Annotated in this window: 21 protein-coding genes; 7 read left to right on the plus strand and 14 right to left on the minus strand. The window is 59.1% G+C overall.

Features of this window, described 5'->3' with window-relative positions:
* Positions 1-31 precede the first annotated feature (31 nt).
* Positions 32-1,792 carry an aromatic amino acid hydroxylase gene (locus KF767_01435; protein MBX3016522.1) on the minus strand — a complete coding sequence of 587 codons (1,761 nt, stop codon included), beginning with the start codon at positions 1,790-1,792 and terminating at the stop codon, positions 32-34.
* Positions 1,789-2,754, minus strand: coding sequence for an ADP-glyceromanno-heptose 6-epimerase (gene rfaD / locus KF767_01440; GenBank protein ID MBX3016523.1), 966 nt, complete (start codon positions 2,752-2,754; stop codon positions 1,789-1,791). The genes KF767_01435 and rfaD overlap by 4 nt, the downstream gene beginning before the upstream one ends.
* A 150-nt stretch (positions 2,755-2,904) precedes the next feature.
* Here rfaD and KF767_01445 point away from each other — a divergent pair, with 150 nt between their 5' ends.
* A complete protein-coding gene (locus KF767_01445; protein ID MBX3016524.1) occupies positions 2,905-4,512 on the plus strand; it encodes a PDZ domain-containing protein in 1,608 nt (535 codons plus the stop codon).
* Positions 4,509-5,141, plus strand: a complete 633-nt coding sequence (locus KF767_01450) for a serine esterase (protein ID MBX3016525.1) — start codon at positions 4,509-4,511, stop codon at positions 5,139-5,141. Before KF767_01445 ends, KF767_01450 begins: the two co-directional genes overlap by 4 nt.
* A gap of 10 nt (positions 5,142-5,151) precedes the next feature.
* On the opposite strand, the gene KF767_01455 is transcribed toward KF767_01450, so the two are convergent.
* The gene (locus KF767_01455) at positions 5,152-6,900 is read right to left on the minus strand and encodes a hypothetical protein (protein ID MBX3016526.1); all 1,749 of its coding nucleotides are present in this window, start codon (positions 6,898-6,900) and stop codon (positions 5,152-5,154) included.
* Between the two features lie 242 nt (positions 6,901-7,142).
* Here KF767_01455 and KF767_01460 point away from each other — a divergent pair, with 242 nt between their 5' ends.
* Positions 7,143-7,691 (plus strand): hypothetical protein, encoded by a 549-nt coding sequence (locus KF767_01460; GenBank protein MBX3016527.1) that lies wholly within the window; start codon positions 7,143-7,145, stop codon positions 7,689-7,691.
* A 2-nt stretch (positions 7,692-7,693) separates the two neighbouring features.
* Here the strand turns inward: KF767_01460 and KF767_01465 are convergent, their stop codons facing one another.
* From KF767_01465 to KF767_01510, 10 genes are all read right to left on the minus strand, one after another.
* Positions 7,694-9,070, minus strand: a complete 1,377-nt coding sequence (locus tag KF767_01465; protein MBX3016528.1) for a hypothetical protein — start codon at positions 9,068-9,070, stop codon at positions 7,694-7,696.
* Between the two features lie 113 nt (positions 9,071-9,183).
* The gene (locus KF767_01470) at positions 9,184-10,371 is read right to left on the minus strand and encodes a hypothetical protein (GenBank protein ID MBX3016529.1); all 1,188 of its coding nucleotides are present in this window, start codon (positions 10,369-10,371) and stop codon (positions 9,184-9,186) included.
* A 33-nt stretch (positions 10,372-10,404) separates the two neighbouring features.
* The gene (locus tag KF767_01475; GenBank protein ID MBX3016530.1) at positions 10,405-11,418 is read right to left on the minus strand and encodes an alpha/beta hydrolase; all 1,014 of its coding nucleotides are present in this window, start codon (positions 11,416-11,418) and stop codon (positions 10,405-10,407) included.
* A 76-nt stretch (positions 11,419-11,494) separates the two neighbouring features.
* Positions 11,495-12,727, minus strand: coding sequence for a putative porin (locus KF767_01480; protein MBX3016531.1), 1,233 nt, complete (start codon positions 12,725-12,727; stop codon positions 11,495-11,497).
* Positions 12,708-13,865: a hypothetical protein gene (locus KF767_01485; GenBank protein ID MBX3016532.1), complete on the minus strand. Its 1,158-nt coding sequence runs from the start codon at positions 13,863-13,865 to the stop codon at positions 12,708-12,710. The genes KF767_01480 and KF767_01485 overlap by 20 nt, the downstream gene beginning before the upstream one ends.
* Positions 13,862-14,536 (minus strand): hypothetical protein, encoded by a 675-nt coding sequence (locus tag KF767_01490; protein ID MBX3016533.1) that lies wholly within the window; start codon positions 14,534-14,536, stop codon positions 13,862-13,864. Before KF767_01490 ends, KF767_01485 begins: the two co-directional genes overlap by 4 nt.
* The gene (locus tag KF767_01495) at positions 14,536-17,157 is read right to left on the minus strand and encodes a hypothetical protein (protein MBX3016534.1); all 2,622 of its coding nucleotides are present in this window, start codon (positions 17,155-17,157) and stop codon (positions 14,536-14,538) included. The genes KF767_01490 and KF767_01495 overlap by 1 nt, the downstream gene beginning before the upstream one ends.
* Before the next feature lie 67 nt (positions 17,158-17,224).
* On the minus strand, positions 17,225-18,046 hold the full coding sequence (locus KF767_01500; GenBank protein MBX3016535.1) for a substrate-binding domain-containing protein: 822 nt from the start codon (positions 18,044-18,046) through the stop codon (positions 17,225-17,227).
* A 123-nt stretch (positions 18,047-18,169) separates the two neighbouring features.
* Positions 18,170-19,294 carry a putative porin gene (locus KF767_01505; GenBank protein MBX3016536.1) on the minus strand — a complete coding sequence of 375 codons (1,125 nt, stop codon included), beginning with the start codon at positions 19,292-19,294 and terminating at the stop codon, positions 18,170-18,172.
* Positions 19,295-19,377: 83 nt separating this feature from the next.
* Positions 19,378-20,529, minus strand: a complete 1,152-nt coding sequence (locus tag KF767_01510) for a hypothetical protein (GenBank protein MBX3016537.1) — start codon at positions 20,527-20,529, stop codon at positions 19,378-19,380.
* A 77-nt stretch (positions 20,530-20,606) separates the two neighbouring features.
* Here KF767_01510 and xth point away from each other — a divergent pair, with 77 nt between their 5' ends.
* From xth to KF767_01530, 4 genes are all read left to right on the plus strand, one after another.
* Positions 20,607-21,398, plus strand: a complete 792-nt coding sequence (gene xth, locus KF767_01515; GenBank protein ID MBX3016538.1) for an exodeoxyribonuclease III — start codon at positions 20,607-20,609, stop codon at positions 21,396-21,398.
* Entirely contained in the window at positions 21,398-22,426 is a 1,029-nt protein-coding gene (locus tag KF767_01520) for an MBL fold metallo-hydrolase (protein MBX3016539.1), read from the plus strand. Before xth ends, KF767_01520 begins: the two co-directional genes overlap by 1 nt.
* Positions 22,427-22,590: 164 nt before the next feature.
* Positions 22,591-22,950 carry a hypothetical protein gene (locus KF767_01525; protein MBX3016540.1) on the plus strand — a complete coding sequence of 120 codons (360 nt, stop codon included), beginning with the start codon at positions 22,591-22,593 and terminating at the stop codon, positions 22,948-22,950.
* A gap of 38 nt (positions 22,951-22,988) precedes the next feature.
* Positions 22,989-23,246 (plus strand): hypothetical protein, encoded by a 258-nt coding sequence (locus KF767_01530; GenBank protein ID MBX3016541.1) that lies wholly within the window; start codon positions 22,989-22,991, stop codon positions 23,244-23,246.
* A 4-nt stretch (positions 23,247-23,250) separates the two neighbouring features.
* Here KF767_01530 and KF767_01535 read toward each other — a convergent pair whose 3' ends face one another.
* Positions 23,251-24,516, minus strand: coding sequence for a penicillin-binding protein (locus KF767_01535; GenBank protein MBX3016542.1), 1,266 nt, complete (start codon positions 24,514-24,516; stop codon positions 23,251-23,253).
* Positions 24,517-24,600: the final 84 nt, after the last annotated feature.

Here is a 24,600-nt window from a genome sequence, read left to right on the forward strand (position 1 = left end):
CGCCGCATTTCAAGAAGTGAGCGGCTACCTTTTACAGGACGGCGGCCATGGCCAGGCCGTCGCGGATGCTTTGGGCGAGGGCCGGGTTTTCGGCGGCGAACTTTTCGAGATCGGCCTTCCAGGCGTTTTGTAGGCTTTCGGTGCCTTCCGACGCGCGGGTTTGGATGAGCTCGAGGCCCTCGAGTTTCAAAAGCCAATCGTTCGGGAAGGTGCGCGCGTGAATGGTGACCAAGGGTTCGAGCTTCGTCGCCAAAGCCATGCCTTGTAAGTCGCCTTCGCGAAGGTCGCGCATCTGTTGGTAGTGGGCGTATTTCAGTTTTTCGGTTTCGCTGGGAGTGCGCGGGGGCACGCGGGTCGCGACGAAATCGTCGCGTTCGCCGTAGTGCGCGGTGTCCGCGGGACCGCCGTAAACCGAAACGATCTCAAGGCCTACGGCCTGATCGAAAGTCCCCCAGGCGGGTTCGAAGTAGGTTTTGCCGGCATGGGTGACGCGGCAATCGCTCCAGCTCAGCAGCAAAAGCGTATCGCCATCGCGGATGATCTTGGTGAGCTGTCCTTCGACCACGAAGCCCGACGCGAGCTCCAGACGGGCGCGGTGGCCGGCGCGCAAGCCCGCCTCCGCGAGTTCGGCATCGGCCAATGTGGAAGGGCAACGTCCCGGGAATCGCGCGAAGGCGCCGAGCGGGGTCGAGAAACCTTCCGGATGCTGCGCGGGTCCCTGATTTTTCAATTCGGAATCCGCGAACGAGATCTGCGAAGGCCCGACGGCCTTTACGAAGAGCGCGCGGCGGGGGTTCGCGCTCTTGTCGGCATCATCCCATTGAGCTTCGGTCCATTGACCCGAAATCTGCAAACCCGAGTTGAGCTCGATCGTGTTCACGCTCGCCGCTTTGACGGCTTTTTCGAAGCCGCGACGTCCGCCCAAGCGGAAGGCCATGTTTTCGGCCATCTCCTCAAGGACGCGGCTCAGGTGTTGAAAGTCTTCGGCGACGAAGAGCTGGGGCTGCGGCTCGGTGATGTCGTAGGTTTGTTTGATGCAGTCCACGGTCAGCGGCAGGCGCTTCACGTTCGGCCCCAAACACCAGCGCGATTCGCCGACCGAGGACAGGAGTCCCGCACCGAAAATTTTCGGGCGCGCGACTTCGCCGATCAAACCGTATTCGGCGGTCCACCAGTTCATGCGCGACAGCTCGCCCGCCTCGGAGATTTCCCCCATATTGGCGTTCACGTCGTTCAGGCGCGCGGTCGCGGCCTCGATCTGCGCGGGAGTGGAAGCCGGATTTTCCTTCATGTCGGAAAGATCGCGGATGGCTTCATACTGTTTGATGTCCTGGCGATTCAAGATCGCTTTGCGAGCGACCTGCGCGTACTGGCGCAGATACTCGGCGAATTCGGGATGCACCAGAATCGGGGCGTGGCCCGCGGCCTCGTGCACGATGTCGGGGGCGGGCGTGTACTCCAGATGCTCTAAGGAGCGCATATCGGAGGCGATCGGCAAAACGCCCAGACTCTGCAACTCCATGAAGGCCGCCGGGGGGATGAAGCCGCTGACGGGGAGCGCGCGCCAACCGAACTTTTCCAAATGCTCCGAGATCGTTTCGATCTGCGGAATGCGCTCGACGTCGATGCCGGTCTCCTTCAGCCCTTGCAGATAGACTTCGTGCGCGTGCTGACCCAAGTAGGCGCGGAGCTGGCGCAAGATGAAGCGCCAGACGGCGTGATCGACGGGCGTATACTTTCCGTAATCTTGCTCGACGATGTATTTGCGCAGGTGCTGGGGAAGGGCTTTCAATTTTTCTCCTGGAGCAGGAAGTTCCGCACGTAGTCTTTCACGCCGGCTTCGAGGTCGTAACGGATCGGCGACAGGCCTTGGGCGCGCCACTTTTCCATCTTCGCTTCGGTGAAATACTGATACTGACCTTTGAGGTTCGCGGGCATTTCGATGAAGTCGATTTGCACGGGCCGTTCGAGCGCGTGGAAGACCGCGGTCGCGAGATCCACCCACGTGCGGGCCTGACCCGTGCCCATGTTGTAGATGTCGGACTGGGGTTTTTTCGTCAGCAGCTCATGGATCCACAGGCAGATGTCCTTCACGTAAATGAAGTCGCGCTTCTGCTCGCCGTCCTTGTAGTCGGGAAGATCGGATTTGAAGAGCTGCAGTCGTCCCGTATCGCGGATCTGGTGGAAGGCCTTCAGCGCGACCGAAGCCTGCGCGCCCTTGTGGGTCTCTTGCGGGCCGTAGACGTTGAAGAACTTCAGTCCGTACCAGTGCGGGGGCGTTTTAGTTTGCGCGCGCGCCCAGATGTCGAATTCGACTTTCGAGCGGCCGTACAGATTCAGCGCGGTCAATTCGCGCGCGTCCGTGCGATCGTCGTAGCCTTTGTCGCCGCTGCCGTAGGTGGCGGCGCTCGAGGCGTAGATGAAGGTCTTTCCGTGCTCGGCGCACCAGGTCCACAGTTTCTGGCTGTCGCCGACGTTCACGTCGAGCAGCAGATCCCAGTTCGTTTCGGTGGTCGAAGAGTTCGCGCCCATGTGGATGACCGCGGTGATGTCGCGTTTGGCTTCCGGAGTCTGGATGAAATTGAACATTTCGAGGCGGCCCATGTAGCGGTAGTTCAGGCCGCGCAAGGGGGCGGGACGGGTTTCGGGACTGACGACGTCGACCGCGAGAACGGGGGTTTGGGGCTCCTTTTCGTTCAGGAGTTTCACCATCTGGCTGCCAATAAATCCGTTCGCTCCGGTCACTAAAATCATGGGGGCCCTCGCTCGTTTCTATCCCTATTTAAACGCAGCTGACGGGGTGGGCAAGGCCTGTCCGCTGTCGAAGTTTTGGACGCCAATAAAGAGCTTTCAGTGGCCCGGTGAAGCCGTGCGTCCAAGGCCCAGATTCGTTAAACTCCGCGCGTGGTGCACCCCAGAACGATTCGCCTGTTTTTACTGTTGTCGCTCCTCTGCGCGCTCTTGCCCGGGGCGTTCCGTGCGTCTTCGTCCGCCACCGATTTCGATCCCAAAAACAGCAATACCAAGAACCTCGAATCCTACTGGGCCGAGGCCGATCTGAACGAATACGATTTCGTGAAGTTCATGGCCGACGACAACTGCCTGAAGAGCGAGCGTCAGTTCATGGCCTGCGTGAACGCGATCAGTTCGGTGGCCGAGCGCTTGAAATTGAAGTTCGCCACGAACGGTGAGTTTGAACCGCTGACCGACGCCGATATCGAAGATCGTTTGACCGAAAAGTCCGAACTCAGCATCTGGAAAGAGATCTACCGCGAAAACGGGACGGAAGTTCCGTATTCGTTCTTGGTGCTGTGGCTGCGTTTGAAAGAACACATCACGCAACCCACGCAGATGAACCTGCTGCTCGCGACCGGTATCAACTCCTACTTGAGCGTCGCGCGCGATCCGCACACCTACATCGTGCCGCTCGCGTACTACGAAGAGGTCCTGTCGCAGTCGGAAACCCGTTCGGCGCACCTGGGCTTTTTGGCCCGTCGGATCAAGGGCGGTGCCATGGTCCGCAAGGTCATGTCGAACTCGCCCGCCGCGCGTTCGGGTCTGCGCAAGGGCGATCGCATCTTGGAGTTGAACGGCACCGACGTGACGAAGCTTCACGCGGCCGAATTCAACGAGCTGGTCCGTGGCCAAAGCGCGGGCCGACTGCGTTTGAAGATTCGCCGTCAGGCGGGGGCACAGCCGATCGTACGTCATCTCGAAATCCTGCGCGGGGAAACCCAGTTCGTCTCGGTGGAAAGCCGCTTGATGGAGAAAGACACGCGCGTGGGTCTATTGACCGTGCATAAGTTCGCGCGGGAAACCTGCGTGAACGCGCGCAAACATCTGATCGGTCTGATGGAGCAAGGGATCGAGGGTTTGGTGCTGGATCTGCGGGACAACCCCGGCGGTCAAGTGGACGAAGCGGCCTGCGTGGCGGGACTTTTCCTGACGCCGGGTTCTTTGGTCTTCCAAACGAAGTATCTGGATCCCACGAAAAAAGGCGAAGTCTACTGGGCCGAGGGGCCGCAGGTGTATGACGGTCCCATCGCGACCTTGATCAACAGCGGCTCGGCTTCGGCGGCCGAGATCGTCGCGGGCGCACTCAAGGACCTGGGCCGCACCACGCTCATCGGTGAGCGGAGTTTCGGTAAAGGCAGCTTCCAAGACGGGATGTTATGGCGTCAGCACGCGAAAATCGCGCTCTTCCAAACGCAAGGCTTCTACTATTTCGCGAGCGGTTGGACGCCGCAAATCGTGGGGCTTGAGCCCGACGTTCCCGCCGGGATGGGCGATGAGGGCACGGTCTCGATGCGTGAAGAGGACCTGTACCTGGTGCCGTTGCGCCCGATGGATCTGTGGACCGGTCCCCAGGGACTGGCTTGGCTGGAGCGCTCGGCCTGTATCGCCAGCGGCGTGGCCGCGATGGATGAAGACTCGCAAATTCAAAAAGCCACCGATTGGGTTCGTTGCAAGACTCAACGTGCGGGCGACATGAACGGGAACCCTGGATTATGAGCCTGACCACCGAATTCAAATGCGAATTTCTTCCGGCGGCGCGGCCGTCGAAAAAGTTGATGCTCGTTCTGCACGGCAAGGGCGACAGCTCGAAGCCGTTTCGCAAATTCAACGAAGAGATCAATCTGCCGGAGATGAACTATCTGCTGCTGAATGCGCCCCGCAAATACATGGATGGCTATTCTTGGTACGGCGATCCGCCGTTTCAAGCCGACGCCGTCCCCAAGATGCGCGAGCGTTTGATGAAAGTGATCGATCAGTTGGTCGAGCAAGGCTGGGACACGAAGGACATCTACGTCTTCGGTTTCTCGCAAGGCTGCCTGATCGGTGCGGATCTCGTGTTGCACGAGCGCCGCGACTTCGCGGGTTTCATCGGGGTCAGCGGCTATTTCCATTTCTATCCGGGCTGGCGGCGCGAGCTGTCGTCCAAAAAACACCGCACGCCGTGGGTGATGCTGCATGGTCAGCGCGACCGCGTGCTGCCCATCGAAGACACACGCTTCGGGATGGAGAAGATCAAATCATTGGGAATGAAGATCGACTGGCACGAATCACAAAAAGGCCACTCGATGGACCAAGACGAAGCCGACGTGATCCACGCCTGGCTGAAGAAACAGCTGGGCAGGTAGCCGGGGGCGCCTATATGTCGTGGCGGTGGGTTTGGACGCAGTCGAGGATCCGGGCCAGCAGGCGGGTGTTCTCGATGGCGCGTGGACCGCGGACGTAGTGGCGGCTTTTTTCGACTTCCGGGAAATTCAAATGACTGTGAATCAGGTGGTCGATGGTCGCCTGAATGTGCGCATGGGACATGCCCATGTTTTTCGATTTCAAAAGCTCATCGACGATATTGATCAAGGCGTTCCCGGTGATGCGATCGGTGGGATTGATCGCGGCGGCGCGCTCGGCGATTTCTTTTAGCTGGGCCGGTGAGGGCGCACCTTGGCAGGCCGCCATCAGCAGGCGCTTGTACATATCTTGGAATTCGAAAATCGCTTTCACGTGATGGGGCTTCATTTTTGAATCGCCGCGACGGGCGAAATCCGAAAGGATCTGACGGAAGAATGTTTCCGGAGCCATCCACGTCGGACGGAAGCCCTTATCCACGAAGGTCTTCGGCAGTTCGCGCAGAACCGCGCGCATGTCGAAGATCGCCGGGCGGTTCACGCCGTCGGCCACGCGTTTGATCGAACCCGTGACTTTCGCACGCTCGAACATCGAAAAGACGCGGTCGAAACGATTGAAGGTGCGGGGTTTCGCCAGAATATTTTTACGTTGATCGGCGTTGAAGCCCATCCGGTACAGAATCTGATTCGCCCGTGCTTCGCGGAAGCGGTCGTCGAAGATTTGCATCGTCGGATGTTTATCGAAAGCCTTCATGGACTTCTTCACACCGGTGTTCAGATAGTCTGCGGCTTGTACGAAAACCTGCGCGATCAAACGGGCTTTGTGTTTTTGCTCATTCAATGAGGTCGAAAATCTTTCGACATCGTCGTAGCGGTAAAGATCGTGGCGCAAGCCGAACTGGCGAACGCTGCCGTAATCGATGATGCCCGCATCGGACAGGACGTTGTCGCCGTCCCAATCCAGCCACGCGAAGATGTAGTTCACGTCGAGTTCAGCGGCGAACTCGGCGAAGCTGCGCGCGGCGGCGACCGCCATGTCGTCGTACCTCGTGGCCGAGCGGGGGCCGATCTTCCAACGTTTGTTCATCCGTTGACGATCGATCAAATAATCAGCCGCTTGCTTTAGCTCATGCAGACGGTTTTGTTTCAGATAAAGAAACATGTGCGCCGGACGGATCAGATTCGGCGCCGCGCGGACGCCGATACCGTAACCCTTGCCCAGGTCGATCACGCACAGCATGCGCTCGGTACGGAAACCCTGCAGGTGCATGATTTCGGCCATGATGCTGGCGCCGTAAAGCTCATCCATTTCGGCCAGACCGCAGCCGTAGCCGAATTCGGTGCCGCCGGTTTTCAGCGGGCGGTCCGCTTGCACGGCACCGGGAGCGAGGCAGGTCACGCCCGTTCCGCGTGAGCTGACGTCCCAGATTTGTCCGTTGTTTTCGACGACGCCGTTCCAAATGCCGCGACCGTCGCCGCTGGTTTTACCCGAACGGCTGGTGTGCTGCAGTTGCAGGTAGCGCGAGGCCATGTAACGGTTCGGTTTGATCGTCGAAGGATCGATGCGGCGTTTCGTCAATTCATCGTATTCGTTAATGATCTGGATCGAGAAGGTGGCCAAAAGCTTCTCTTTGAGCTCGGCGGTCATTTCGTGCGGGTGGGAGGCGGGAATAAGGCCCATTTCTTTCGCGAGGACGAAGTTGAAATAAGCGACATCGCCGGTGCGGAGTTCGCGGACACGATAGGGCACAAATCCCGACGGCACGGCTTGCATCCAAGGATGGCGGCCATCCAATTGGTCAAAAGATGTATAACTTCTTTTGATTTCCGATTTGCGAGAAGCCGATGTATCACGAACCGTCAAAGCAGTGGTCCTCCATGACTCTTTATGAATCGGCGGATGTACCGAAGACTTAAGTAGGACCTGGATGCTGACGATAAAAAACTGGACCTATGTAGGGTTTAGTTTTTTGAAGGGGAATGACTTTGAAAGCTTTTCTGACGCTCATGGCAGCACTTTGGGCCGTTTCATTCGCCCAAGCCTCGAAACCCGACAGCGTTTCGCGGTGCCCGGCGAATCGACCGGCGCTTTTTGACGAGATTCGGTCGCCGCTGGCGAAGGCCGCTTTGCCCGAAAAAGTTCTGCTCGCTCGCGAAGCGAATCTGTGGGTGGAGGACGCCCGCTCCGGATTGAAGATCTGGGCTCGTCACAACTTCAAAACCGGCAAGAAGTCTTTCGTGTGCGCGAACTTGCCACCGAACACGGATAAACATCTGAGTGTGCCGTTGATCGTACTGTGGGATCGGACTCCCGAAACAAAGATCGGCGATTCGTTATGGCAGATGCAGGTGATGGCGAACAAATCGAAACTCGGTCTATGGAGCCAAAAAACCGGTCTGATGAGCGTGGGCGATCTGCTGAATGCCCGGCAAAGTCCGTGGAAGATCGAGTTCACCGATGGCGTCTTGGACGAAACGATTCTGCGTTCGGTTTCACGCCAGGGCGATTTGAATTTGACGGCGGTGATCCGCCTGGATCACGCCGACCATCCTTAATTTTAGTTCGCGGCCACGCAGGTGCGGTCGAAAAGGCCTTTGTTCTCTAAATGGATCATGTAGGTTCCCAAACGGCTCTGCACGCGCTGGAAGAGGGGCGTATTGAACGTCTCGGTGTCCACGGGCATTTTGAAGGTGCGGGCTTTGACTCCGCCCACGAACGGCGCCCAGCGGATCGAAGTCAGCTTCATCCCTGTCGCGTTGCGCTCGTACTGGGCGACGATGCGATCCATATTTGAGGTCACGCGGATCTCTTTCGCGTTCAGTTGAATTTCGGCTTTCGCGGTATTCGCCATCTCGAGATCCACCGCTAAGTAATCGCGTTCACAGCGTTCCGTGATCGACTTGACGTCGAACTGTTGTGCCATGTCCCGGTCCACCGTGCCCGCGATGTCGTCGTAGACTCGGCAGAGTTCGGGATAGGTCGTCAGCAGCTGGCGTTGAGATTCGGAGTCGAGATTCAGGAACTCGACGACCTCGGGTGAAATCGCCATGCGCGGTTTGCAGTAGTTGTTGGGATCGGCGGAGTAGTATTTTTCGGAAATCTGCGAGCAAGCCGTCGGCGTCGCGCCCGCGAGTTGATCCACGATGAAGAAGACCCCGCCGGTCGCCATCGTCGCGGCGCCCAGGTAGGCGAGTTTCATCAGCGAACGTCCGAGGCGGACCTGGGTTTCGGTCGGACCGGGGGTCACGCCGAGATAGAAGGTTTCGTAACCGACCCGTGGCGAGCTGGTCCCGCTCCCGAAGTGAATGCGGATGCGGCGCTTCGGATCGAGGCTGATCGCATCCAGGGTCGAGGATTTGTAAGCCCCCAGTTGGCTCTGCGAGTACTTGAGGTTCTGCTGCTCGAAGATGCGCGCCATCGCCTGGTGGCGGATGATCGTGGCCCTACGGGCATCCTCTGGATGCGTATAAGGGGAGGACGGGAAGTGCGAGCCATCCCCGACCAGGAAAACCTCGTTCTCCAGGTTCCGGATCCACTGGAGAGTTTCCTGGGTCTGCTTGGAAAGGACGTTGCGCTCGCCGGCGATCACGCGCTGGAAGCTGCCGTCGCCGTTGAGCAGGCGGCGCCCGATGAGCGCCGAAGAACCCGCCACGGCCGCGCCCGTCACGACGTAGCTGGCCGCGCAGGTGGTGAGGTTGGTCTTTGCGCCTTCAGGGCCGACGAGGGACCAGATGTAGTCCATGGTGCAGAGGTTGCGCGTGAGGGAGTGCGCGATCTTGTTCACCGCGAAGTTCCCGCACATGGGGCCCTCGTCCGCCGCGTTCGCCGGCGCGCGGCTGGAGGCGTCGGGTGACGAGGCCGTCGAGCCGGAGGTGCAACCGGAGACGACGAAGCAAAGGGCCGCGATGAGCTGGAGAATCTGGCGAACGGGCATGAACGCTCCTTCGGAAGGGAATGTCCTTATTATTCGCGGGCGCGCGCGTCTTGGCAATGGGGGTTCCTGGACCAACGGGCGGATTAACTCAACTTTTGCGAGAGCGGCGCTTCTTAGCTCGATTTCGAATGGATGGACATGATCGGGATCTGGGTCGGCGCCAGCGGTGCCGGTTCTTCCACCGGGGTGGCCGCCGCTTCCTCGGCCACGGGTTCCGAGTCGTCGACGGGTGCGATCGTGGTTACGTTCGTTTCTTCCGGAGCGATGATGGTCGCCGGGCGGTGAGAATAGCTTGCGGCTTGCGAGATGGGCGTCACGTTGGCGACGGGAAGCGGTTGATGTCCGCGCAGTTCGGCGGGTTTCGCTTCGGCCAGGCTGTTCTCTTGATAGCGTAAGGGCTTTTCCAAAGTCTGGCTGCGATCCCAGCGGCGCGCGAGGACCAAGAACAGAAACGCCGTCGAGATCAACTGCGCCGCTACGGCGAAACCGCCGAAAAGATAAAGCGAGTTCCACAGCGGGTGAATCTCGATGCCCGAGGCTCCCAAGATGAACGCCGCGATTCCCCCCAGGAACGAAAAGGCTCCCAGACCCAAGAACGCGTAGACGAGTTGTTGCAAAGGGCGCGAACCTTGATTCAGCCAAAGCACCAGAACGTCGAGCGGCCGGGTGTAGGGGGCGTTCACGCGCGTCGAGCTTTGTACCGGGTTTTTCAAAGTCCACCGATCCATCGACCAGCCGGCGGCAACCACGTGACGCCACCAATGACTGGTGGAGGTCAGCATCGCGTTGTGCGTGATCATCACTTTGCGGTCGCAGACGATGAAGGCTCCGCGGTCTTGTTCGAAAAACTGATCGGCGAAACTTTGAGGATAATTCTTTTCCACGCGACGAAGCAACGGATCGAAAAAGCCCGAACTCATCGAAGAGGGCTTGAATCCCCAGATGATTTCGGCGCCGTCGTTCCACTGTCCGAAAATCGCTTCGAGTTCGTCGGTTTTCGGAAAATCTTCAGGAGTACCGACCCAGGCGACCTGGCCGATGGACAGCCGTAACGCCAAACCCACGGCTTGGCTGTAGTGGCTGTAGTCCATGACGTCGACGACCTTCACCGCCGCGCCGACGTGACCGCCCTCGGCCCATTTCTCGATGATCCTTCGCGAGTCGTCATGTGAACCGAGATCGTAGAAATGAATCTCGGTATCATGGTGCTCGGCGCACCAGTGCGTGAGCTCGGTCATCAAACCGGGCAAGTTTTCTTGATCGTGCTTAAAAAGAATATTGAGCGAGAATTGCGGGATCATCGATGTTTACATCGGCAGAATCCCGCCTTTCGATCACGGGGCTTCGGTCCAGGGGCGCAGGGTATCGCCGTCCAGGATCGAGGCACCGCCCCGCTGAAGTCGTGCATCGTCGCGGATCAGTAGGTCCAGAAGGTGCGCCGCCGCCGCACCTTGCGAGTCGGGAATCGCGTGCGACGAATTCGGCATGTAGATCAACTGCTGCAGACGTCCCGGGGAGACGTTGCGTGCGGCTTTGAGCTGATCCTCGAATGCGCGCTTTTCGTCCTCTTGCGCGAGGATGTAGGTCACCGAACCCGCAGGAAGTTTTTTGAACTCAAGCTCGCGAAGGTCGAAGCTACGGACCGCGCGAATCAAGTGAAAGACCGACTCGCGATAGATGTCGGGAATCTCGCGCAGCTCTTCCGGAACGCGGTCGGGAAGAATGCGCTGGGCGAGGTAGCTCGAATAGATCTGACGGTAAGCGCTTTCGTAAAAGTACGGGCCCAAGAACGGTCCCCACCATAGTTTGATCCAATCGAGGCTCTGCATGATCCACGCGCCTTGCGCGTCGTATTTGTCGAGCGAAACCACGAGCGGAGCCAAGAAGACCAGACGCTCGACGCGGTCGGGGTGGGCGTCGGCGTAGCGGGCGGCGATGTGCGCGCCGTAAGAAAGACCGACGACCGTCGTTTTCTTCAAGCCGAGCGCTTCGGTGAGCTGAAACAGTTCATCGGTGAAGTCGCCACCTTCAAGACCGTCACGGAAAAACTTCGGCTTGCCGAAGGTTTCGGTTTCGGCAAGCAGGGTGCGGTGCTGGCCGCGGAAATAGTAAAGGACGACGCCGTAACCTTTTTCTTCCAGTTTGGCGGTCAGGTCGCGCCAGCGGCGCAAGTCGTAGACGAGTCCGTTGGTGAACACCAGGGTGGATTTTCCGGGAGCGGCGGGCAGGTATTCGACGTAACGGGGGACGCCGTCGTTCAGGGTCGTCAGACCTTTTTGCCAAGTGCGGGGAGCCTGGGCCCAGCTCCAGGCGGGAATCAACAGCAGTAGCGCGAAGAGTGTTCTCATGGCGCCCGTCTAACGAGAGACGGCGGTCGGGGCAAGCGGAACGGCTAGAGTATGTGCTTGAGTGTCATGGGCCGAACTAAAAGCTGCCACTCAGATCGAGGTGGGTGCGTACGTACTGCAGGTTGCGCTCGCTGACGAATTGGCGGTTCGCGAACTGGGTGTATTTGAAATTGAAGTTCTTGTTGATCTGGTATTGCAAAGACCACATGAACCCGCGCGTATCGGTCTGGCCGGCCGCGAAGTCCGAGAACGTGAAGACTGCGGGCACGGCGTCGCTTTCGATTTCGCCGTAGGCGATTTGCGCGGTCCAAGGTTTGCGTGAGTAGCCGGTGCCGATCCACCACGCCCGGTTGGGATCGCGCGTGTCCTCGTTCACGATCCGCTCGGCGAAGAGGTTCATGTCGCCGCCGAGAGCCGCGAAGCCTTGATCGACGTAGGCGCGCACCGGACGGAAGTTGTTCTTCACGGTGCCCGCCGGAAATTCCGAATTGCCCAAGGGCGCGCCGCCGGCCGCGAGCTCCGAGAACAGCCGTCCCTGGACGCCGACGAAATTGAAGACGCTGATGCCGATTTTGAATTTCCAGTCGTCGTTGATGAACGTCAGGTCACCCGTGTGCAGGAAATTGTCGGTATGGTCTTCGGAATACACGAGGGCGTCGTAGTTTTCACGGATGAGCGCGCTGCCCACGCCCCACCCGATCTTCCAACTTTCGGTCAGGGGGGCTTCCCCGCGTACCGAGTAGCCCTCGAGCGCGATGTCCTCGTCGAGCAGAACTTGCGTTCCTCCCGGCCGTTGGTGCCACTGCGGAATACGGCCCGCGTTCAAGCGGAACCATGACGTGGGTTTCCAATCCGCGTACGCGAGATCGAGTCCCATGTAGCGACGGGTGAAGCCGGGATCTTTGTCGTCACCCAGGGATTGATTGGTCGAACGGTAATTGGTGGTCGTCGCCAGACGGAATTCCGTCCCGAGCGTTTCGCTGACGTCCGCGCGGAAGCCCAGCCGCGCACGGATGCGACCCGTCTTGCGCGAATCGGCGGCCTCGGTGTTTTCGATCTGGCCGCGCAGGCGGAGGTCGCCTTTCCACTTCAGGCTTTTATCCACCTTCTTTTCCACAACCGGCGCGGCTTCCACCGAGCTGGTTTCCGGAGGGGCCGGGTCGAGCGAGCTGGCTTCGGCCGGCAGAGGTGCGGCGGGCTGAGCTGCGGCCGGCTGAGACGCGGCCCCTTGCGCGAATGCGGGCGCCGCGCGGAAGAGCGCGGTGGCGATCAGAATCGGTAAAAAGAAATTAAAGGTAATAATGCCCAATCAACCACACCGCATCTTGGAAGTCGCCGGAGGTCGCGGAGTTCCGCTCCTTCCGGTAAATCCCGTAAAGTTCCCAGTGGGCTTGGGGATACCACTGAGTTCCGAAACTGTAAGCCTCAAATTTGGGGTCCGTCTGATCCGTATTCAAGTTCGCGAATTCGTGCACGCCGAAAAGGTGAAAGCCCTGCCACAATTCGCGGCCCAATTTGAAAGTTTCGACGAAACCCCAGCGGCCGTCGGCGCGTTGGACCCGGTTCAGATCCAAAAGACCGTACCACTCTTTCGTGAAGCCCATAAGCGCGTAAACGCCGTACATGCGGCGTTGGTAAGAACCGGCGCCGTCATCGCGCGTGGTTTGGTAGTAGTTCGCGCCGACTTTCGTGCTTTCGCCGAGGGCCGTGTTCACTTGCAGGATGCCGCCCATTTCCTTTTTGACGGTATTGCCGTTGGCTTGATTGTAGATGCCGGTCGCGACGATCGAGGTCATTTCGTGCGTCCACGCGAGTTCGGCGGCGCCGCGCTCTTGGCCGGGGCCGAAATCCAGATAGGTGCGGGTCGCGAAGGTGTGTTCGGCGAAAAGAATTCCGTAGGCGGGCGTGAAGCGCCCGACGCGCAAGGTGACGCGATCGTCCTCGGCTTCGGGATTCAGGATGAATTCGACGCCGTGACGGGGGCTTGTGACATAATCCTTGGCGACCGCGCCGTCGACGCGGGGTTCGACCCGACCGACCGAGAAGAAGACGCGAAGCCAATCCTTCACCTGAGCGGAGAGATCGAAGTCGACCTGCATGATCATGAAGCGACCACGCGAAGCCTGCGGGGACTCGATGAAGGATTGAAGGATGCGGACGTCGCCTCCGGCCAGCAGCCATTCGGGAGTCTCGATCGCGCCGCCCAGAAAGTTTTCGCTGCCTTCCGGCGCCTGCAAGCCGAAGAAGTCCGTCTGCGAAAGCAGTTCTTTCGACAGTGAACGGCCGTAAGGGGTCAGCAGATTTCCGCCGACGAGGGTCGTATGGCAGACCGTGCAGTTCACGTAACCGTGCCGAATCATCTCGGGAAACGCGTGCGCCCGCGCCGCGAGCAAGAAAATCGCTACGAGCGTCAGCACCGCCGCGAGGTAAAGCCAAAAACGCGTCATTGAGGCATTCCCAGCTCGAACCACTTCAGAATCACACGTCTTTCCTTGGGCGATAGACCGGGCAGCGGCTGCACGGGCATATCCTGCTTCACAATAACGCGGTCGAAGATCTTCGTCGCCGCGGCCTTCACTTGAGCGAAGTCCGTCAAATCTAGATCGGCCGCGGCACGCACCGCCACCGCGCCGTCGCCGTCGCCGTTGTACTTGGGTTGGTGGCACGACAGGCATTTACCGGCAAAGACGCCCTGACTGATTTTGCGAAAATCCGTCGGCCCCTGATCGAGGGCGCGGTCACCGCCATCGGGGATGCCCATGGCGATCTCCGGAGCGCCCGCATCCATCCACGCGGTCAACAGCGCCATCTCGTCCGCCGAGAGCGGATGCGCGGGTGGCATGTCCTTCGACTCCAACGAGCGAAACGCCACGCGACCCAGCTGGGCACGCACGTCGTTGTAGGTCGCGAGGTTCGAGTTTCCTTTGTTGCCGGTCTCGGGCAAGTGGCAGCCGTAACAGCGCGGGCCCAGGATATTCGCCTGGATCGTTTGGAAATCGAGCGGCCCCATGCTGCGCATATTCTGCGCGCCGAGATTGGGACGGTTTTCATTCTTCATGCGGCTGTAGTTGCAACCCGCGAGCAGCAGCAACACCGGGATAAGGACGAAGGCTTTCATCACGTGCCGCCTTTCTTGTAGACCATTTCGCACTGGTCGTTGTTCGGACGAACGGTGCCCGACGCCATTTCTTTCAGGTATTCGTAGATCGCCCAACCCGCGTTCCAGGCGGCGCGGTCCAACCAGGCTTCGACCCGTTCCGGATGTCGCGGCTGACCCGAGGCCGGATCGAACTCCAGATCGGGATGGCCCGCGTAAAGGTTTTCCATGAAACAAACGGCGCGGAAAATCTCGTGATCCATGAAGTTCGGCGACGACGCCTTTTCAATGGAGATCTGCGACAGACACTTCTCGCGAATGCCGTTCAGCATCTGCCCGCCGTGTTTTCCCATGGCGCTGGCGACCTCGGGCGGGAACTTCACGCGCGTTCCTTCCATCGCCATCCAGATCAGATACTGACCGCCGTAGTTCACGCCGTCGATATCGAAGGTTTTCAGATTCTCGTTTTTGTTGCCGAACATGCCTTCCATGAAGTTCGCGACCCGCACGCCGCCGCCGGACCAATTCAGGATCGAGCGCGCCAGCGGTGAATCTCCATCACCCTTGGGGCCATGGCATTTCGCGCAGGTGTTCTTGAAGAAGTGCGCGCCGGGCGAAGCGTAGTAGATCTCGCCGTAGGGACGTTTGGGTTGCGTCCCCTTCATCATCCAGGGCAGACGTTTTTCCGGAGGCAAATCCGTTTTCGGGAACTCGCACGCCGGGCGTTTCAACCAGTAACCCACCGGGTATTCGGTGGTGATCGCCTGACGCAAGTTTTCGGTCAGCTGAATGTCGCGGTATTTTTGCGGCATGCCTTCGACGGGATCTTTCCAATCGTTCCGACGGGGCATGAAGGTTTCGCCGCTCGGCCACGTCAGATCCATGTCGATCCAGTGCAGGGTCGAGGAGGGTTTACAGTTGTTCTCCCAAGTTTCGGCGGCTTGGAGGCTTTCGAAACTGCGGATCCAGCGGCCCATGACTTCCAGGACGCGGCAATCCGGCGCGCCGGGCGTGTGCATGGGCATCTGGGAATAGATCCCCTGCGCCGTCGGCGGATCGGCGACTTTGCGCCAGATGTGCGAGCTGTCGAGTTCACCGTTCTGGTGGACCATACGGCGTTGGGGTTGCTGCACGGATTTCAGCTGGGTGTTGAAGCTGAAGAGTTCGCCCGGCCCCAGTCCCAAACGCACGCCGTTGTCTTTGTTGAACGCGATGCCGTCGGGATTGTGGCAGTGGAAGCAGTTGCCGACGGTATAACCGTTCGCGCGCAGCTCATAGACGTTGCGCGCGGGCATGTTGCCGCTGTCTTCCAGGCGCGGCAGATCCGCCGGGGATTTGATTCCCGAGATGACGCCGTACTCGAGGAAACGTTGCACCTGCGACAGATCGCTCGACAGGGCGGGATCCAGGCGACCGGCTTCACCGAAGGCGCGTTTGTTGATCTGTAAGGGTTGGAAACCCAGGATGAAGTTCTTCGAGGGGCTGCCGACGTGACAGTCGATGCAGCGTTGACGGCCGGGGATCGCGTAGTCGCGGAACTTCCCTTTCACTTCGTCGATGGGGACCGCGTAGACCAAGTCCTTCCAAGGCGTGCCGTCACGGTAGGGCGCGGTGACGAGCGTCGCCACCTGTTCGGTTTCGTCCCACTGATAGGTACCGAACAAAGACTTGTCCGAAGGCGTGCGCGCGACGATCAGGCGCGTCTCCATCCGGCGCATGCGGATCTTGCCGTCGGGCATGGTGATCGCGCGGTAGAAGCTTTTGTAGAAACGGGTGTTCTCGGGGATGTCGAAATTTTTGGTCTCTGGATTGTAGCGGATCGACTGTTTCACCAGACGACCGTTTTCGAGTTTCCACGGCACGTGCAGCCAACGACCTTTTTCGGCGTTGTCGGCCCAGAGCGGATACTCGACGTTGTAGGCGAAGGTTCCCGTGCGCGCGAGCGCGAGGGGATCCAGGCTTGTCATATCAGTTTCACTCAGGTGTTTCGGAAGTTCCGTGGCGTTTTCGAAGAAACGGTCCATTTCGTAGTCGAAGCCGACGATGCCCGCGACTGGAACGCAGTCGCCCAGTTCGGAACTCGACATGGGCTTCACGGGACGGGGTTTTCCGGTCAGCACTTTCGGACCGGTGCCCGCTTTGAAGTTGCCTTCGGGTTTGCCGGCTTGAATCCAGATCTCGAGTTCGCGACCCATCTTCAAGAAGGCTTCGGGATTTTTCGCGCGGCGATCCGCCGGCGGCATTTGTTTCGAAGGATCGGCGTGAAAGATCGACTCACGCATTTTTTCGGCGGTCTCGAAGAAGCCGTCCACCCAAGTGAGCTTTCCACCGAGAGAGATCTCTTGCGCGCGGTAGGTATCGATGTAAGTGAAGCCGCCGCTTTTCGCGGGACTCAAATGGCAACTGGCGCAGGCCGAATTCAAAGTGGCGCGCAGGTTCTGGTAGGTGTGCACGATGTCTTGCGAGCCGACGTAGGGAGTTTCCTGATACGAACGGTAGGACTCGACGGGTTTGCAGTTCGCGAGGCGGTACTTCTCTTCTTCCGACATCTGGCGGGGAGCCCCGCAGGCGGTGAGGAAGAGGACCGGAAATGCACAAAAGGCCGCGAGTGCGGCCTGATGAAAACGGGATGAGAATTTCAATTTTCGTAAGAACATCGTTCAAACCTCAAAGGAAAGAGTTCCATCCCGATTGAAGCGGGCGCGATTACTAGTCGATGGTGATGAATTCGTGCGATTGGACGATCGGGTCCATGAACGAGCGGTCAGTGACGTAGCTCATCAGGTCCGCCTCGGGTTGGCTCAGCTCGCGGCCGATGACTTCGTAAACGTAGAGGTTACGTGCCATGGGGTACGAGAAGTTGCGGATCGAAGTGGTGTTGGGCAGCACGGGAGCCGCACCAGCCGACTTTGCGATCGCGAGGGTACGGTTGTCCGCCAGTTTACCCGAGAGACCCGCGTAACCGATGGTCAGACCGTCGCGCGCTGTCGCTTCGGCGATATCCGCGGTTTCGTTCAGAACGGTCACGCAAGCACCGAAGTTCTTCAGGCCGGTGAAGTGTTTGAACGCGTCGGTGGTGCCCGAAGCGTCGTTACGGCGAACGACGCGGATTTGGCCGCGCAGATTCGAACCGGGGATTTGTTCCCACTGGGTGATTTCGCAAGTGAAGATGCGAGTGACGGTGGGCAGATCCAGGGCTTGCACGGGGCTCGACGCTTTCACGAAGAGCGCGATGCCGTCCAGACCGATGACGTGGGGAACGACGTCCAAACCGCGTGCTTTCATTTCATTGAGGACTTCGGGTTTGATTTCGCGCGACATGGGACCGATGTTTTGATCGCCGTTCGCCAGACCTTTTTCCGCCAGACCCGAGCCGCCGCCGGTGTACTGGATTTGCGAGTCCATGCCCGCCGCGATGATCGCGTCGGTCATCATACCGCCGAGGGTATCCGAGCCAGCGAACAGAACTTTGTTTTGTGCGGAAGCGGTGGCTGCCGCGAAGACCAGAGCCGAGAACACAAGCTTTTTCATGTCTACTCCTCAAAGGGGTTAGTGGATAACCCGGCTTCTAGCGAAGGAGTTCACGGAAAGCCCGTTGGCTTTCCGTTGGAATTGTCGGGAAAATGTCAGGAGACTGCGTGGGTGGAGGGCAGCTTAGAAGTTCATCATGAAGTCGACTTGGGTGAGGCTGTAATCGCGCTCGGTCGAACTGATACCGCGTTTGGCATTGTATTGATTGATGGCGAAGGCGGAGTTGTCGCTGAACTGATAGCCCACGGTGATACGACGGCCGTCCGCATCCGTGCCGCCGCCATTGGCGTCGCTGTCGGAGTAGGCGCCGATGACCGAGTCGGCTTCTTTACGGATCAAACCGAAGCCCAGCGAGGTGCGCTCCCACTTGAAGCCGATGCCGAACTCGTGACCGCTACCGTCGGTCGAGACCTCGCGGTTTTTGACGAAATCCGCGAAGAGATTCACGTCGACGAGGGCGAGTTTGGATTTCACCTCGGCGCCCACGATGTCGAGCACGTATTTGTTCGACATGCGGAAAGGGTCGCCGGGCAACAAACGGTAGATCGAGTTCCCGCGGTAGCGGTCGAAGGGGATCGAGTACATATCGTAGCTCGCGCCTTTATCCAGACTGGTGATGAGCTGATCCTGCACGTTCACGTAGTTTTGATTCGCATAGTGGATCGTCGCTTGGACGCCGCCGAAGTCATGGCTGTAGCCCAGCTGGAAACCCGGGATGCCGATGTCCACGACGTCCGAACGAGTGGCCGAGTCGTAGTTTTCCGAGATCAGGAAAGCCCCGGCGTTCACGAAAAAGCCGCCGGTTTTGTACTGGACCGAGAGGCCCTCGAAGTTCAGATCCGAATCGAAGACGAGCTGATTTTTACCCGCCGAGAAATAGGGATTGGGGACGCGTCCGCCCGAGACCGTGAGTCCTTTGACCGCGGTCCACTGCATGGCCGCCAGATCCAGGCCGAAACTGCGGCGGGCGAAGCCGGGGTCTTTCGAGTCCCCCAAAGTCTGATTCGTGCTGATGGCGGAGGAAGCCGTCGCCAGACGGATCACCGCGCGCAGCTCGGGATTCACTTCGGCCTTTACTTGCAGGCGCGCGCGCAACTGTTGGTAAGGGCGGGGTTGATCTTCGGCTTCTTTGGCTTGGACCAAGCGGTAACGGAGGTCGCCGGACCACTCGGGTTTCAGCTCCAAGCCTTGCGCGAAGATTCGCGGCATCCATCCCATAAATACGAAGAGTGCGATGATGTACTTCATCGCGGACCATTTACCGGGGGGGGCCGAGGGCGCGTCAAAAAGCGCGCGGCGTCCAAACCCATTCCTGACAATCGCCATGACATTTAAACAAAACGAACGCATGTGAATCCGCCGTATTTGGTGCGCATATTGGTCAACTGCCCTTGATACAGGCGGGCGATGGCCCCCTGAACCCGGCCTTTGTAGGCATAGAAGCGCAGATCGTATTTGAAATCCTGGAAGCCGTCGGGTGTTTCGAAGCGCGCCTCGGGGGCCGGGCAGTACTCTTGCGCCAAGATGTCTTCGCCCACAAGACCGTCGAAGACTTTGCGTGAAACGGACGAACCCCGATAGGTCTGCTTTCCGCCATAGGCCCGCAGCGGTTTGAAGAAGAGCTGCTTGCGCCGTGCCCACAGGTCGTCGGCATTTTCCGCCGTCAAGACTTCGGCTTTCAAAAGCGCGCGTTCGATGGCGTCGGCTTGCGCCGACGAGAGGCGGTCGAGGTAGGTGCCCGCATCGGCGGTCATTTCACGCAAACGCTCTTTGTCCGCGAGCGCGAGATATTCGAAAGGATGGGGCGAGAAGCAGGTCGTCCGCGCAAGATACAGTTCCCGCAACGCCTTCGACTTTTCCTCTTCGAAATAGAAATCGGTGTAACGGTTGTAAACGAAGCGATCTTTCGCGGTGACTTCATGCAAATCGGCCAGACGGGCTTCGTAGCCCCATTTGCGGAACTGCGAAAGGAAGTAGTCGAACTCGATGCGAAGTTTCTGTTCCGTCGGTTTCTCGTCGAGCACCAGCCAGGGACCTTGCGCGTTCGTGGGCGCGGCCAGTTGCAATTCTTCTTCGATCGCGCGACGGAGTTCGTTGGGATTGTAACCCGCGACCGGCCAGGGCAGTCCCTGCGATTCGTAAAGCGGCCAGGCCAGGCCTTGGAAGGCCGCGTTCGTATTGATTTCGATGAGCTTCAGCGTGTCGTCGGCCGCACGGTGAAAGTCGTAGCTCATGCAGATGGCGAAGTTGCCGGGATTTTGCAGGCCCCGCTTCGCGGCCTCGGCTTCGAAATGCGCGACCGAGGCGGGATGCTCGCGCCACGCGAAGAAGGCGGCCACGGCCTCTTCGGCCTGGGTTAAAATCGCGCGGGGCAGCTCCAGAGTAAATTCAGAGATGAGCTCGGGCGTGACCAGGCTTTCGATCTCGGTCCGGCTTTTAAAGGGGATCTCTTGCGCCAAAAGATCCAGAAACTTCGCGCGCATCCGCGGGGTACCTCGTTGAATTTGAGGCGCGCCTAAGCGCGACATGAAGAAGGTTGCGTGAGACCCGGGAATTTGCAATGGATGGGGGCATGAAGTCCACTCTGAAATTGGTCTCTTGGAATGTGAACGGGATTCGTGCTTGCGGCAAAAAGGGTTTGCCTGAATTTGTCGCGCAGGAAGAGCCTGATATTCTTTGCCTGCAGGAAACGAAAGCGAATCTAGAGCAGGTCGAACCCGATCTGCAGCGTTTGGGCTATGAATACGCGGACTGGTCCAGCGCCGTGCGTAAGGGCTATTCGGGAGTGGCGACTTTTTCAATTCGTCCGCCCGACCGGGTCGTGAAAGGCACCGGGAATAAGGATTACGACTCGGAGGGGCGTTTCGTGATTACCACCTACCCCGAGTTCGATTTGTACAACATCTACTTCCCTAACGGCGGCTCGGGAGAGCTGCGCCACAATTTCAAACAGGGCTTCCTGCGCGATCTCAACGTCCATCTGGCGAAGGAACTCGCGGCGGGAAAAAAGATCGTCGTCGTCGGTGATTACAACGTCGCGCACGCGGAGCATGACGTTCACGATCCCAAACGCTTGTCGAAAGAGAGCGGCTTTTTGCCGGAAGAGCGCGCATGGTTGACCTCGTTCCTGGAGCTGGGCTTCGTCGATACTTTCCGCCACTTCCATCCCGAAGCGAAAGAGCGTTACAGTTGGTGGAGTTACCGTGAGCTGGCCCGTGTGAACAACCGCGGCTGGCGGATCGATTACATTTGCATCAGCCGAAATCTGTTGCCCCATTTGACCAGCGCCGACATCCTGGATCAGGTCGAGGGCAGTGACCACTGTCCCGTTGTCGCGGAGTTCAAGTTTTGATGATGAAATGGCGTGGTTGGGGGCAGGCGCTCGTTCTTTGCGGAGGACTGGCGATCGGAGGATGTGCGGTGGCATATGAAGGACCGAAATCGGACCACTTCGACGGTCAGAAATTCTTCCTGCCCGGTGGCCCGAACAACGCCAAAAGTTTTCTGACGCTACTCAAATGGCAGATGACGGCCGACCGCAAAGTCTGGCCCGCGTGGACCGAAAACACGAAGCAGAACGACTTCTCGCGCGCACCGGCGCCCGGTGAACACCATATTCATTTCGTGAATCACGCGACCCTTTACGTGCATACTTCCCAGGGCGCGTTTATCACGGATCCTTTGTTTTCGCTGCGCGCGAGCCCTTTCCAGTGGGCGGGACCGAAGCGGGTGCGCCCGCCGGGGACCGAGCTCGAGTCGCTACCGAAACTCGATTTCGTGCTCGTCTCGCATAACCATTACGATCATCTGGACGAAGAGAGTCTGGTCCGTCTGAAGGACAAATACGATCCGAAGTTTTTCGTCGCCCTCGGCGACGGCGCGTTGTTGAAAAAACGCGGCATCACCAAGGTCACCGAGATGGATTGGTACCAGACCGCGAAGGTCGGCGAGTTCGAGATCGTCTTCGTGCCTTCCCAACACTGGTCGGCGCGGGGGATGTTCGATCGCAACGAAAGCCTGTGGGGCGGTTACATCGTCCGCTCGCAGGGGAAGCAGATCTACTTTGCGGGGGACTCGGGTTACGGTCCGGTCTTCAAGGACATTCACGCCCGTTACGGCGATATGGACATCTCGTTTCTGCCCATCGGCGCCTACGAGCCGCGCTGGTTCATGGAAGAGATGCACATGAATCCCGACGACGCGGTGAAGGCGCATCAGGACGTGAAGTCCAAGCGCTCCATCGGCATCCACTTCGGAACTTTTCAGCTGACGGACGAAGGCATCGACGAGCCCGCGACCGATCTGCAGACCGCGCTCAAAAAATACCCCGAGCTGACGCCCTTCGTGGTGCCGGATAACGGCGAAACCTTTTACTGGTGAGCCCGGAGGGGCGCCTATACGCCGCCGTGGAAGGGCCCCTGTCAATGCGGTGGACAGTAAAAACTGCCTGGCCTGTGAATAAACCGTGAAAGGCGCGGGGGCCGCGTTTGCACCAAGAGCCCTCGGGTCCGCACTCACGTTAGCCCACGGACCCGGAGGACGACATGAAAGCCATCGTCATGACCCTGCTCTTGAGCCTGACCGCATCGCTGAGCCACGCGCAAAGCATCCTGCGCCTAGACACGGCGAACGCCTTCGGTGGCGCTTGCCACGACGCGATCTGCTTCGACGGCATGCTGGGGCAGAAACAGATCGGCGTGATGATCGTCGACGGCCAGCTGTCTTTCGTGGACGAGGATGAAGATGGAAATGGTTTCCGCGTTTTCCTGGAAAAGGCGCAACCCTGCGCCGACTCCGATTCGGATCCCGAAGGCGCGCGTGAGTTCTTCATCGATCTCGAGAAAGGGATCTGGTCCGACGAGGCGAAACCCGTTCGCCAGTGCCAAGAGGATTTGCTCAGCTAATGGTTGATTCCGGCATCCGTGGCCGCTAAACCGGCCCCATGGATTTTTGGGATGTTCACGGCATCTGGTTCATCATTTTCATGTTCTTCTTCCCGCGCCTGACGCTGCTGTTCTCGTCGGTCGCCTTCGGCGGCCTGTTCTGGTGGCTGGGATTCATCTTCACGCCGCGCCTTTTGGTGGCGATCCTGGCGACGACCGCGTACTGGGAAACCAATCAAATTTTAGTGGTGTTCACTTGGTTTTGGGCCCTGGGGCTCGAAAGCGCCGAGAAGCGGATGCTCCTCGGCTCACGTTGATCGTTTAGCGCTCGGTTTCCGAGGCTTGATCGTGACGGGCGACCCAGGCTTCCATGTCGCGGAAGTGACGGCGTACGACCGATTGCGCGAGGATCGAAGATTTCACGCGCCAGAGTTTTTCATGAACGGTGACCGCGGCGATGGCGAGTTTTTCGCCGTTGTCGCCGATGGCGTAGCCGACGAACCAGTCGGTTTTGCCCCGGGGATTGGTGCCGGTCAGTGAGCCCGTTTTGCCGCCGAGTTCGACCTCGCGGAAGCGGCGGTCGCGACGCAGGTGCTTGAAGCTTTTGCGCGAAGTTCCCGACACGATCGTCTCTTCCATCAGGACTTTCATTTTATCGTTGCCGTCGGCGGTCAGGACGTCGAAGTCGGTCGCGGGCGTGCCCTCAAGGACGACGCGATTCGATTGATCGGTGACCTTTTCGATCATCTGCACCTTGGGCATCTTCCCGTCGTTCGCGATCGTCGCCGCCATCAGCGCGCCGTGCAGCGGGCTCATCTTGGTGACGCGGTTGAAGCCGGAGGCGATCTCGGCCATGTGGAAGTTCTTCTCGCTGGGAATTTCGGTCACGCTTTGATCGAACAAAAGGTCGCCGTGGATTTGGCGATTGAAGCCGAAGCGGAACGCGTACTCTTCCAGATCCTGGGGCTGAAGTTTTTCAAAGGCGACGCGGGCGAAGGCGGTGTTGAAGCTGCGGGCGAAGGCCTCGCGCAAAGAAACTTCGCGGGTCCAACGGTTGACCACGGTCGACATCGCGTTCCGGCGGTACAGCGTGTGGCTGCCACCGTTGAAGTGGATCAGGCCTTCGGGATCCATGCCGCGCCGATCGACGGCGGCCGCCGCGGTCACCATTTTGAAGATCGAGGCGGCGGGGAAGGTGCCCCGGATCGCGAGGTTCTCGCCGATCTTTTCACCGCGTTCAAAAGAGGCCATCGCGCGGACCTTGCCCGTGCGCGCCTCGACGACGACGATGGCGCCGAAATCGGGTTTGTACGCCGACAACAGGCGCTCCGCTTCGTGCTGCAGCTGATCGTTCAGGGTGTATTCGATCGCGAAGTTCTCGCGACCGTCATTGATGCTTTTCGGAAACTCTTTGCCGCGAATACGGCTCGAGACCTCTTGCACCACCCAATCTTGCTTTTCATTGCGGCCCGTCGCCTCATTCTGAGACGTCGCATGGGAATTATTGATCAACCATCCGGCAAAAGCCCATGGAGCGACGAAGACGACCATCCAGGTCAGTACCGACCCCTTCAAATTTCTGCGCATTCCTTAAGTTTGCGGGCGGGGAGCCGGTTTCGCAACCCTCAATTGCCCGGGTTAGCCTGGATTATGGCTTGTCATTTCTGAGCC

It is taken from the genome of Pseudobdellovibrionaceae bacterium (assembly GCA_019637875.1).
Taxonomy (GTDB): Bacteria; Bdellovibrionota; Bdellovibrionia; order Bdellovibrionales; family Bdellovibrionaceae; genus JAHBUW01.